At 73.0% G+C, this 11,123-nt stretch carries 11 protein-coding genes; 5 read left to right on the top strand and 6 right to left on the bottom strand.

The window, feature by feature from the left end; genetic code table 11:
• Positions 1–237 precede the first annotated feature (237 nt).
• The 3 genes from ACWGN5_RS40960 to ACWGN5_RS40950 form a co-directional block, all read right to left on the bottom strand.
• The gene (locus ACWGN5_RS40960) at positions 238–627 is read right to left on the bottom strand and encodes a DUF3040 domain-containing protein (protein ID WP_351180624.1); all 390 of its coding nucleotides are present in this window, start codon (positions 625–627) and stop codon (positions 238–240) included.
• Between the two features lie 272 nt (positions 628–899).
• Positions 900–1,688, bottom strand: a complete 789-nt coding sequence (locus ACWGN5_RS40955; RefSeq protein ID WP_453523870.1) for a methyltransferase — start codon at positions 1,686–1,688, stop codon at positions 900–902.
• A gap of 67 nt (positions 1,689–1,755) precedes the next feature.
• Entirely contained in the window at positions 1,756–2,274 is a 519-nt protein-coding gene (locus ACWGN5_RS40950; protein WP_453523867.1) for an SAV_6107 family HEPN domain-containing protein, read from the bottom strand.
• A 162-nt stretch (positions 2,275–2,436) separates the two neighbouring features.
• On the opposite strand from ACWGN5_RS40950, the gene ACWGN5_RS40945 reads away from it, so the two are divergent.
• The 5 genes from ACWGN5_RS40945 (at position 2,437) to ACWGN5_RS40925 (ending at position 8,471) form a co-directional block, all read left to right on the top strand.
• A complete protein-coding gene (locus ACWGN5_RS40945) occupies positions 2,437–3,411 on the top strand; it encodes an ATP-binding cassette domain-containing protein (protein WP_453523864.1) in 975 nt (324 codons plus the stop codon).
• On the top strand, positions 3,383–5,482 hold the full coding sequence (locus ACWGN5_RS40940; RefSeq protein WP_453523861.1) for a YhgE/Pip family protein: 2,100 nt from the start codon (positions 3,383–3,385) through the stop codon (positions 5,480–5,482). Before ACWGN5_RS40945 ends, ACWGN5_RS40940 begins: the two co-directional genes overlap by 29 nt.
• Before the next feature lie 19 nt (positions 5,483–5,501).
• Positions 5,502–6,110 (top strand): TetR/AcrR family transcriptional regulator, encoded by a 609-nt coding sequence (locus ACWGN5_RS40935; protein WP_453523858.1) that lies wholly within the window; start codon positions 5,502–5,504, stop codon positions 6,108–6,110.
• 246 nt (positions 6,111–6,356) lie between these two features.
• Positions 6,357–7,004 carry a DUF4126 domain-containing protein gene (locus ACWGN5_RS40930; RefSeq protein WP_453523855.1) on the top strand — a complete coding sequence of 216 codons (648 nt, stop codon included), beginning with the start codon at positions 6,357–6,359 and terminating at the stop codon, positions 7,002–7,004.
• A 54-nt stretch (positions 7,005–7,058) separates the two neighbouring features.
• On the top strand, positions 7,059–8,471 hold the full coding sequence (locus ACWGN5_RS40925) for a phytoene desaturase family protein (RefSeq protein ID WP_453523852.1): 1,413 nt from the start codon (positions 7,059–7,061) through the stop codon (positions 8,469–8,471).
• Between the two features lie 13 nt (positions 8,472–8,484).
• On the opposite strand, the gene ACWGN5_RS40920 is transcribed toward ACWGN5_RS40925, so the two are convergent.
• The 3 genes from ACWGN5_RS40920 to thiE form a co-directional block, all read right to left on the bottom strand.
• Positions 8,485–9,291 (bottom strand): hypothetical protein, encoded by an 807-nt coding sequence (locus ACWGN5_RS40920; RefSeq protein ID WP_453523849.1) that lies wholly within the window; start codon positions 9,289–9,291, stop codon positions 8,485–8,487.
• Between the two features lie 54 nt (positions 9,292–9,345).
• Entirely contained in the window at positions 9,346–10,263 is a 918-nt protein-coding gene (metF, locus tag ACWGN5_RS40915) for a methylenetetrahydrofolate reductase [NAD(P)H] (protein WP_453523846.1), read from the bottom strand.
• A 99-nt stretch (positions 10,264–10,362) separates the two neighbouring features.
• Positions 10,363–11,016 (bottom strand): thiamine phosphate synthase, encoded by a 654-nt coding sequence (gene thiE / locus ACWGN5_RS40910; protein ID WP_453523843.1) that lies wholly within the window; start codon positions 11,014–11,016, stop codon positions 10,363–10,365.
• Between the last annotated feature and the right edge of the window lie 107 nt (positions 11,017–11,123).

The raw sequence follows: 11,123 nt of genomic DNA, 5'->3' as shown, positions 1-11,123 counted from the left end.
TGCGGGTCAGGGCGCGGAACGCGGAGGCGCCGCGAGAGGGCGCCGTCCCGTGTGCCCACCCGTCCCGCCCTGCGGGACGATTGCCCACACGGGCGGGGCGCAGGCCCACACGGCAGCGGGCGCGGGCCCACAACGGCGGCGCCTGAACGTGTCGAGCCCCGCAGAGGGCGCGCCAAGTGGCGCGGGCTCTGCGGGGCTCGGGTTGGTTCGGGGGGCGGGGCTACCGCTTCGGGGCCGTCAGTGGCCGCCGCCCTGCTGCTCATCGCGACGCCGCTGCCACCGCGCCTCGATCCGGTCCATCATGGAGCGTCGCTGCCGAGCCGGACGGCCCGCGGCCGCCCGCTGCTCACCCGGCTTCGGCGCCTTGCGCCATCCGGTGACCGCCAGGACCGCGCAGCCCAGCATGACGAGGAATCCCACCACGCTGATCCAGATCTGCTGTGCGACCATTCCGGCCATGAGGAGCGCGATACCCACCAGGAAGCCGGCGACTGCCTGGTAAACCCGTCGCCGGGTGTACGTACGCAGTCCGCTTCCCTCGAGCGCTGTCGCGAACTTGGGATCTTCGGCGTACAGCGCTCGCTCCATCTGCTCGAGCATTCGCTGCTCGTGCTCCGAGAGCGGCACGGAGTCCTCCTAGTCGTCGGTCGCGGGGGCGACCGGTTTGCGGCCCTTTCAGGATAGGCAGGGAATCGCCCCCGTGAAACCCGCCCTCAATGCCGAATAGCCAATCCGGGCCGCCATGCGGATCGGTTGCTGAGGCGTTGATTCCCCAGCCCCTTGTCCGTCATGCCGGATGGTGTCCCCCGATCATACGGGGCGGAGCCCCACATCGGGCGGGCTGTGGCGTACTCCATGGCACACCGCGGCCCGCACCGCCGAACGGGTGGCCGTTCCGCTCAGGTCCGCTTCTCGCCGAGAACGTGCAGCTGGGTGGCGATGGCGTGGAAGGAGGGCAGCTCCGCGGCGGCCGCCTCCAGCTTGAGCAGGGCCTCGGCGGCACCGGGCTCGGTGTCGACGAGGGCCCCGGGAACGAGGTCGGCGAAGACCCGGACACCGTGCACGGCGCCGACCTCGAGTCCGGCCCCGTCGGCGAGCTCGCCGAGCTGTTCGGCGGTGAAGCGCCGGGGCACGGGGTCGCCGGCGCCCCAGCGGCCCGCCGGGTCGTCGAGCGCGTGCCGGGCCTCGGTGAAGTGGCCGGCGAGGGCGCGGGCCAGGACGGCTCCGCCGACGCCGGCGGCGAGCAGGCTGAGGCTGCCGGCGGGGCGGAGCGCTGCCGTCGCGTTCCGCAGGCCCTCGGCGGGGTCGTCGACGTACTCCAGGACGCCGTGGCAGAGCACGGTGTCGTAGGCCTCGCGCTCGACGACGTCGAAGAGGCCCTTGATGTCGCCCTGGACACCGGTGACGAGGTCGGCGACGCCGGCCTCGGCGGCCCGGCGCTCCAGCGCGAAGAGCGCGTTGGGGCTGGGGTCGACGACGGTGACCCGGTGGCCGAGGCGGGCCACCGGCACCGCGAAGTTGCCGGAGCCGCCGCCCGTGTCGAGGACGTCGAGGCTGTCCTTCCCGGTGGCCTCGACCCGGCGGTCCAGGGCGTCTTTGAGGACGTCCCAGACGACGGCGGTACGCAGGGAGGCGCGCGACGGGCGCGACGAAGCCTCTCGACCGAAGACAGGGGAAGGGTCCGGCACGGCTGTTGACTCCTCGGTGACGGGTACGGTCGCTCCCCACCCTATGGCCTCTCCCCGGCCTTTCGGATCATCCTCCGGCCTCGTCGGCCCCGGGCTGGCGGGGCAGTACGGGCTGGAGGGCGAGCAGCCGCTCGACCAGGCGCAGGAAGTGGGCGGCGTCCCTGAGCAGGTCGTCGGCCTCGCGCCGGGTGGCGGCACTGGTGATGCCGGCCTCGGCGCGGGCTCTGCGCGGGGCGCCGGCGGCGAAGAGGGCGCTCCATTCGGTCAGCTCGGGGGCGAGGTCGGGGAGGAGCTCCCAGGTGCTCCTTATCCGCTGACGGTGGCGGGGCCGGGTGTCGGGCCTGGCCCGGGCGGCGAGCACGGCGGCCGCGGCGCGCAGGGCGGCGAGGTGGGCGGTGGCGTACCGCTCGTGGGGGCGGTCGAGGACGGCGGCCTCGGCGAGTCCGGCGCGGGACTTGGCGAGGAGGTCGAGGGCGGCGAGCGGGGCGGCGGAGCGGCGCGTGACGGGGTGGATGTCGGAGCCGGGTCCCGCCTCCCCGGGGGTGGGACGGCGGCGGGGCGCGGCTGCTGCGGATGGGCTTGCCATGACGAGCCTCCTGTCGTCGCGTGACGGCGCTGTGGCCGTATGTGTTCATCGTGCCGTGCCCCACTGACAATCGCGCTGACCTGGGGTTTTGCCTGAAACCCAACCCGGGGGTAACTTTTGAACTGACTGGTCAGTTCAAAAAGGGGAATGGGGGGTGAGTCCGTGGGCACGGAAACCGAGGAACAGCCGCACGGCGCCGCCGTCGTCGCGGACGGCTTCGGACTGAAGGGGCCGCGCGGCTGGGCCTTCCGGCAGGTCTCCTTCCGCGCCGAGCCCGGCGCGCTGGTGGCGATCGAGGGCCCTTCGGGCTCGGGCCGCACCTGTCTGCTGCTCGCGCTCACCGGCCGGATGAAGGCCCACGAGGGCCACGCCGAGGTCGGCGGCCTCCTCCTGCCCCGCAAGATGGCCGCCGTGCGCCGGATCAGCGCGCTCGGCCAGGTCCCGGGCGTCAGCGAGCTCGACCCCGCCTTCACGGTCGCCGAGCACCTGCGCGAGCGGGCCCTGCTCCAGCGCCGCTTCGACGGTGCCGTACGGGCCCTGCTGCGGCGCCCCGCCGAGCGCGCGGCGACGTCCCGGGCCCGGATCGACGAGGCCGTGAAGGCCGTGGGTCTGGACCTCGACGCCCTGCCGAAGGGCGAGCGGACCTCCGTACGGGACCTGGAGCGCCTCGAAGCGCTGCGGCTCTCGATCGCCCTGGCCCTGATCGGCCGTCCCCGGCTGCTCGCCGTGGACGACACCGACCTCAAGCTCTCGGACGCCGACCGCGCCGAGGCCTGGGCGCTGCTGCGCTCCCTGGCCGCGTCCGGGACGACGGTCCTCGCCGTCTGCAGCGAGGCCCCCGAGGACGCCCTGCGCATCACGACGGTCCCGGGCGAGAACGGAACCGAGCCCGCGCCGGCCGAGAACATGGCCACCGGGAACACGGCCACCGCAGCCGAGGCCACCGACAACACGACCGCCGCCGAAGCCAAGGCCACCGAGAACACGGCCACCGCAGCCAAGGCCACCGAAGACACCGCCGCCGACAAGACGGCCGCCGAAGACACCGCCGTCGGGGAGACGGCGGCCGACGGCACCACCGACGCCACGACCGAGGAGGGGGCGGCCGATGCGCTCGCCGAAACTGGCCGCGCTTGAGCTGAAGCGCTTCGGCAGGGGAAAGCTGCCGCGCGCCGCGCTCGTCGCGATCCTGCTGCTGCCCCTGCTGTACGGCGCCCTGTACCTGTACTCGTTCTGGGACCCGTACAGCAGGCTCGACAAGATCCCCGTCGCCCTCGTCAACGAGGACCGCGGCGCCACCGCCGGCGGCAAGGAGATCCACGCCGGTGACGACATCACCGAGGGGCTCCTGGAGAGCAAGACCTTCGAGTGGCACCGGGTGAGCGACGCCGAGGCACGCGCGGGCGTGGAGGACGGGACGTACTACCTGTCCCTGACCATGCCCGGCGACTTCAGCTCCCGCATCGCCTCCAGCTCCGGCGACGCCCCCGAGACGGGCGCGCTCCAGGTGCGGACGAACGACGCCAACAACTACATCGTCGGCCAGATCTCCCGGACGGTCTTCTCCGAGGTGCGCACAGCGGCCTCCACGAAGTCCTCGCGGACCTTCCTCGACAAGATCTTCATCTCCTTCTCCGACATCCACGACGCCACCGCCAAGGCCGCCAAGGGCGCGGCCGACCTCAAGCAGGGCGTGGACAAGGCGAAGAAGGGCTCCAAGAGCCTGTCGGAGGGCCTCACCGACGCCAAGGCCGGCAGCGGCGACCTGGCCACCGGCCTGAAGAAGCTCGACAAGGGCGCCACGGACCTGGAGAAGGGTTCCCGCAAGGTCGCGAACGGCACGCAGGCCCTCGCCGACAAGGTGAACGGCACCGCCGACAAGGTCCGCCCGTACCTCGCGAACAACGGCAAGTCGATCCGCGACACCGCCCGACTCGTCTCCGACTCGGCCACGGCCGCCCGGCACAACCTGGACGACCTGGTGAAGCGCGCGCCCCTGGTGCGCACCGCCGCCCACAAGGCCGACGACGGTCTCGGCCGGCTCCACCGCGAGCTGTGCCTGGAGGCCCCCGCCACCACTCCCCCGCTCGACCCCAGGATCTGCCAGAAGCTCAAGGAGGCCTCGGTCACCGCCGGTGACGTCGCGACGATCGCCGACGACGTGCACGAGCTCACCAAGGACAACACCGACGACCTGAAGACCCTGGACGCGCGCCTGGCCAAGCTGAAGAAGCAGGCCGACGAGCTGGCCGCCCGCGCCCCGCACCTCGACGAGGACGTCGAGGGCGCCATCCGGAAGATCAACGAGCTCAACGCGGGCGCGCAGAAGGTCGCGACGGGCGCGGACCAGCTGCACACCGGCATCACCCGGGCGAAGACCGGTTCGGTCAGCCTCGACACCGGCGTCGGCAAGCTGAAGAAGGGCGCGGGCGATCTGGACGGCGGTCTGTTCAAGCTGGCCGACGGCTCGGGCACCCTCGCCACCGGCCTGAAGGAGGGCGTCGACCAGATCCCCGACTACGACCAGCAGGACCGCGACCGGCGTACGGAGGTCATGGCCGACCCGGTGAAGCTGGCCTCCCAGTCCCTGCACAAGGCGCCGAACTACGGCACCGGCTTCGCCCCGTACTTCATCCCGCTCTCCCTCTGGGTCGGCGCGATGGTCGCGTACATGCTCATCCAGCCGCTGAACCGGCGCGCCCTCGCGGCGGGCGGCTCCGCCTGGCGGATCGCGCTCGCGGGCTGGCTCCCGGTGGCGGCGATCGGCCTCCTCCAGGTCGCGGCCCTGATGTCGGTCCTGCACTGGGGTCTCGGCCTCCAGATGGCCAGGGCCGCCGGCACGATCGGCTTCCTGGCCCTGGTCACCTGCTGCTTCGCCGCGATCATCCAGTGGCTCAACGCCCGCTTCGGCGCGGCGGGCCGGATCCTGGTGCTCGCGTTCCTGATGCTCCAGCTGACCTCGGCGGGCGGCACGTACCCCGTCCAGACCAGCCCGGGCTTCTTCAACGCCGTCCACCCCTTCCTGCCGATGAGCCACGTGGTCGACGCGCTGCGCCGGCTGATCACGGGCGGCGGCATGGGACCGGTCTGGCAGGCCTGCGCGGTCCTGACGGCCTTCACCGTCGGCGCCCTGGCCCTGACCGCCGTCTCGGCACGCAAGAAGCAGGTGTGGACGATGGACCGGCTCCACCCCGAACTGTCGCTCTGAACCTGTGAGAATCGACGCCATGGACAGCAGCAGCACCCGACGCCAGGCCACCCGCACCAAGCTCTACGAGGCGGCCGTCACCCTCATCGCGGAGCAGGGTTTCTCCGCGACGACGGTGGACGAGATCGCCGAGCGGGCCGGCGTGGCCAAGGGCACGGTCTACTACAACTTCAAGAGCAAGACCGAGCTCTTCGAGGAGCTGCTGCGCCACGGGGTGTCGCTGCTCACCGCCTCCCTGCGCTCGGCGGCCGAGGAGACCGCCGAGCGCGGCGGCAGCAAGGTCGACGCGCTGGACGCGATGATCCGGGCGGGCCTCGTCTTCATCGACCGCTACCCGGCCTTCACCCAGCTGTACGTGGCCGAGCTCTGGCGCACCAACCGGGCCTGGAACTCCACGCTCCTGGTGGTGCGTCAGGAAGCCGTCGCGGTGGTCGAGGGGGTGCTGCGCGAGGGCGTCTCGGCCGGTGAGCTCAGCGAGGAGATCGACGTCCAGCTGACGGCCGCGGCCCTGGTCGGGATGGTGCTGGTGGCGGCGCTCGACTGGCAGGCCTTCCAGAGCGAGCGTTCGCTGGACGACGTGCACGCGGCGCTCTCGCGGCTGCTGCACGGGCGCGTGGGCGGCCGCTGAGACCGGGAACGACGGAACGCCGGTGGGGTGAGGCTCGATCCCCCCGAGCCTCACCGCACCGGCTTCTTCCGCACCCCCGTGCCGGCAGGCGCGCGGCCCCCGTTCCGCAGCCCCGTGCCGGCGGTACCGGAGCCGCGCCCCTTCCGTGTGCTCCACTCTCTCCTTCCGCCCGCACCGGCCCCATCCGCGTACCTACTCATCTCGACCCCTAGGTACGGATACTCAGTCCTGGTTACGATCGCGGGCGTGTCCGTACTCCCCCTCGTGTTCACCAGCGGCTGGGCGAGCGGGATCAACGCGTACGCGGTGGTCCTGCTGTTCGGCGTCTTCGGCGCGACCGGGCTGACCGACGAGGTGCCCGAGTCCTTGCAGCGCACCGATGTCCTCGTCGCGGCGGGCGTGCTGTTCCTGTGCGAGGCGGTGGCGGACAAGATTCCGTACGTCGACTCGATATGGGACTCCGTCCACACGGTGATCCGGCCGATCGCGGGAGCCGTGGTCGGCGCCCTGCTCGCCGGGCAGAACGGTTCGCTGCCGGAGCTGGCGGCGGGCGCGATCGGCGGTTCGACGGCCCTGCTCAGTCACTTCGTCAAGGCCGGGACGAGGATGGCGGTCAACACCTCGCCGGAACCGTTCTCGAACATCCTGCTGAGCCTGGCGGAGGACCTCGGGGTGGCGGCGATCGTCACCTTCGCCGTCTTCCATCCCGTGGCCGCGTCGGTCGTCGCGGGCGTCCTGCTCCTGGCGGGCCTGGCGATACTGGTCTTCCTGGCCAAGCAGATCCGCCGCGGCTGGCGGCGCTTCTCCCGGCGGCGGGAGGAGAGACGGCTCGCGGCCGTCGGGGCGCGCCCCCGGGCCCAGGCCCCGCCCGACGACGGGTCCGACCACTTCTGACCGTGCCCGGCCTGCCCTCCGGCGGGGTCGGAGGCGCCGGATAGGCTCGCCCGCATGGCACGGATTGTGGTGATCGGCGCGGGACTCGGCGCCATGGCGGCGGCGGCCCGACTGGCGGTCGCCGGACACACGGTGACGGTGTACGAGCGGACGTCGACGTACGGCGGCGCGGTCGGCCGCTTCGAGCGCGACGGCTTCGCCTTCGACACCGGTCCCGGGCTGCTGCACCTGCCCGCGGTCTACCGGGACCTGTTCGTGAAGACCGGCAAGGAGCCGCTGGAGGAGTGCGTCTCGCTGACGCAGGTCGATCCGGCGGCCCGTCATGTCTTCGAGGACGGCACCCGGGTCGACCTGCCGAACGCCTCGCGGGCCGGCACGGTCGCCGCGCTGGACGCGGCGCTCGGCGCGGGGGCGGGCGAGCGCTGGGGCGACTTCCTGACGCGGGCCCGTGAGGCCTGGGACCGGACCCGGCGCCCCCTCCTGGAGGAGCCGCAGCCGGCCGACCCGGCTCCGCTCGCCCGTGAGCCGTACCCGGCGCTGAAGGCGGGCCTGCTGCGGCGCCCGACGACGACGCTCGGCCAGGTCGGGAGGCGGGAGCTGCGCGATCCGCGGCTCGCGGCCCTCCTCGACGCGTACGCGTGGTCGTACGGCTTCGACCCGGCCCACGCCCCCGCCTCGGCGGCCGTCCTGCCGTACCTGGAGCAGACCTTCGGCAGCTGGTACGTGGCCGGTGGCCTGCGGGCGCTCGCGGACGCGGTGTACGAGCGGTGCCGGAAGCGGCGGGTGGAGTTCGTGTTCGACGCCGAGGTCATCGGCGTTCTGGAGAAGGACGGGCGGGCGACGGGGATCGAGCTCGCGGGCGGCGAGACCGTGGAGGCCGACCACGTCGTGGCGGGCGCGCCCCTGCCGGGTCCCTACCGGGACCGGGTGGAGGCCCGGGCCGTCGAGACGGACCTGACGGGCCGTATGACGGTCTGTCTGGCCCTGCGCGGGGCCCGGGAGGCGGACGCCGTGCACCGCACGGTCGTCCACGCCTCCGGGGGCCGGCCCACGGTGACCGTGTTGCGTCCGGACGATCCGGCGCTGCGCCCGGACGACGCGCACGAGTCGGTGACGGTCTCCGCGACGGTGGACCTGGTTCCCGGGCAGGACGGGGAGGAGATCGCCGGCCGGATGGTCGAGGCGGCCGGACGGGCCGTTCCCGGCCTCGCCGAGCGGCTGCTCTGGCGCCATGTCCGGACCCCGGAGGACGTCCGGCGGGACACCGGCTCCGCCGAGGTCCCGGGCCCCGCGCTCGCGGGCGCCCGGGGGCTGTACCTGCCGGCCGCCAACCGCTCCCCACTGCCCGGCCTGTACTTCGCGGGCGGCTGGTCGCACCCGGGCGGCGGGCTCGCCCACGCGGGCATGTCGGGCGCGCTGGTGGCCGGACTCATCGTGGAGGGCGCGGACTTCCGCGGCTCCCAGTAGGTCCTGGCAGGCCCTAGTAGCGGTACTGGTCGTCCGGGTGCGGCTGCTCGTAGCCGTACGGGGCCTGCTGCGGGGCCTGCTCGGTGTCGCGCTGCTGCGGGACCCAGACGCCGCCGGGCGGGGTGTCGTAGGTGTACGAGGGGGCGTAGGGGTCGGTGTAGTACGGGGCGTACTGCTGGCTGTCCGTGCCCGGGCCGATGTACGGGTCGGAGTACGCGGCGTACTGCTGCTGTCCGGCGGTGGCGCCGTAGTCGTAGGCCGGCTGCTGCTCGTAGGAGGTCTGCTCGTAGCCGGGCTGCTGGTAGCCGGACGCGTAGGGGTCGTAGCCCGTCCCGTATCCGGCGCCCTGGCCGGCGGTCTCGTAGATCCCGTACTGGCCGGTGTCCTCGGGCATCGGCTGCGGCTCGTAGACCGCCGTGGTCTCGGCGGCGCTCTCCGGGTGCCCGCCGTGAAGGGACCCGTCCTCGTACCCGCCGTCCTCCGTGTCGTACGAGAGCTCGGTGACCTCCAGGGTGGGCCCGGCCTCGGCCGGTGCGGCGGCCTTGCGGCGGCGGCTCGCCCCCGGGTTGCCGCCGATCGCCCAGCCGGTGGAGAAGCCGCGGCGGAAGGAGAGCGTCACATACGTCTGGCCGACGGCGAAGGCGACGGCCCCGGCGATGATGACGAAGACCGAGGGCAGCAGGACGCCGAGGACCACGCAGAGGAAGCCGCCGAAGGCGAGCAGGCGCCAGCGCAGCCGCGCCTTGTACTGGAGGAGCACCTCCCCCAGCAGCCACAGTGCGACCACGCCGAACGCGATGTAGAGGACCGTCCACCCCATGCCCCGCCGCCCCTCTCCACGGTCACCGCCGCGGGTCGGGGCGGGTACGACCGGTCACGACTGCTGGTGCAGTCCGAGATTCTCGTAGATCTCGAGCGTCGCGGTGGAGCTGTTGAGCGTGATGAAGTGCAGTCCGGGGACACCCTCGGAGAGCAGACGCGCGCAGAACTCCGTCGCGAACTCGATACCGATGGAGCGTACAGCGGCGGGATCGTCCTTGACGGCGAGGATGCGCTCTTTCACATCCGCGGGGAAGGAGGCGTTGCTCAGCTGGGGCAGCCGGTCGAGGGTCTTCACGTTCACGACGGGCATGACCTCGGGGATGATCGGGGTCTCGCAGCCCGCCTTCTCCACGCTGTCGCGGAGCCGCAGATAGTTCTCCGGGTCGAAGAACATCTGGGTGATCGCGTAGTCGGCGCCCGCCCGGCACTTGTCCACGAAGTGCCGGATGTCCGTGTCCCAGTCGGTGGAGCGGGGGTGCATCTCCGGGAAGGCGGCGACGCCGACGCAGAAGTCTCCGGACTCCTTGATCAGCCGGACGAGGTCGGCGGCGTACTTCACGCCCTCCGGGTGCTCGATCCACTCTCCCAGCGGGTCGCCCGCCGGGTCGCCGCGCAGCGCGAGCATGTTGCGGATGCCGGCGTCGGCGTACTGGCCGAGGACGTTCCGCAGCTCGGCGACCGAGTGGTCGACGGCCGTGAGGTGGGCGACGGGGGTGAGCGTGGTGTCGGAGGCGATCTTCTGGGTGGCCTTGACGGTGCCGCCGCGGGTGGAGCCGCCGGCGCCGTAGGTCACGGAGACGAAGCTGGGGCCGACCGCCTCGACCCGCCGCATGGCGTTCCAGAGGACCTGCTCGCCCTTCTCGGTGCGGGGCGCGTAGAACTCGAAGGAGTACGACGTGTCACCGGCAGCGAGGATCTCGCGGACCGTGCGTGCACGGTCCGATCGGACGGAAGCGGTTCCAAGGGCCATACCGGCAGGTTAGACGCGGTCCGGTGAGCCGCGTAGACGGCGTCCGAGTGGTGGACACCTTTTCGGACAGCCGTTCCGGGCTCCCCGCGGACGCGTCCGTCAGGCCTCGGCGCGCTCGCGGACCCGCTTGGCGAGGGCCGCCGTCGCGGCGGCGGGGTCGTCGGCCTCGGTGATGGCGCGGACGACGACGATCCGGCGGGCGCCCGCGTCCAGGACCTCGTCGAGGTTGGTCTCGTCGATGCCGCCGATGGCGAACCAGGGCCGGTCCTGCGCCAGCTCCGCCGCGTACCGCACGAGGCCGAGCCCCGGTGCGTACCGTCCGGGCTTGGTGGGGGTGGGCCAGCAGGGGCCGGTGCAGAAGTAGTCCACGCCCGGCTCGGCGGCGGCCGCGGCGACCTCGGTCTCGGCGTGGCAGGAGCGGCCGATCAGCAGCTCCTCGCCGAGGATCGCGCGGGCGGCGGGCACGGGCAGGTCGCCCTGGCCGAGGTGGAGGACGTCGGAGCCGATGGCGTGGGCGACGTCGGCCCGGTCGTTCACCGCGAGGAGCTTGCCGTGCCGGCGGGCGGCCTCGGCGAAGACGGCGAGGTGCTCCAGCTCCTCACCGGCCTCCATGCCCTTGTCGCGGAGCTGCACGATGTCCACGCCGGAGGAGAGCACGGCGTCCAGGAAGGCGGGCAGGTCGCCCTGGCGCTTCCGGGCGTCGGTGCACAGGTAGAGGCGGGCGTCGGCGAGCCGCTCACGAGGCGTGGACATGGGTGGGTTCCCCCCGTTCGTGCGCCGGTGCCGCGGCGGGCCGGCCCCGGCGGGGGGCGGGCGCCCCGCCCCCCCCCGGGGGGGGTTTGGGGGGGGGGCGCGGCGGC

This window comes from Streptomyces sp. NPDC055815 (assembly GCF_053616475.1).
Note: the sequence above shows the minus strand (reverse complement) of the source record. Positions and strands in the feature narration are given on the sequence as shown.

Bases quoted from the DNA above. Each gene is read 5' to 3' on its own strand.
- ACWGN5_RS40950 (WP_453523867.1), bottom strand. From the start codon at position 2,274: ATGGCAAGCCCATCCGCAGCAGCCGCGCCCCGCCGCCGTCCCACCCCC.
- ACWGN5_RS40940 (WP_453523861.1), top strand. From the start codon at position 3,383: ATGCGCTCGCCGAAACTGGCCGCGCTTGAGCTGAAGCGCTTCGGCAGG.
- ACWGN5_RS40935 (WP_453523858.1), top strand. From the start codon at position 5,502: ATGGACAGCAGCAGCACCCGACGCCAGGCCACCCGCACCAAGCTCTAC.
- ACWGN5_RS40925 (WP_453523852.1), top strand. From the start codon at position 7,059: ATGGCACGGATTGTGGTGATCGGCGCGGGACTCGGCGCCATGGCGGCG.
- ACWGN5_RS40920 (WP_453523849.1), bottom strand. From the start codon at position 9,291: ATGGGGTGGACGGTCCTCTACATCGCGTTCGGCGTGGTCGCACTGTGG.
- metF (WP_453523846.1), bottom strand. From the start codon at position 10,263: ATGGCCCTTGGAACCGCTTCCGTCCGATCGGACCGTGCACGCACGGTC.
- thiE (WP_453523843.1), bottom strand. From the start codon at position 11,016: ATGTCCACGCCTCGTGAGCGGCTCGCCGACGCCCGCCTCTACCTGTGC.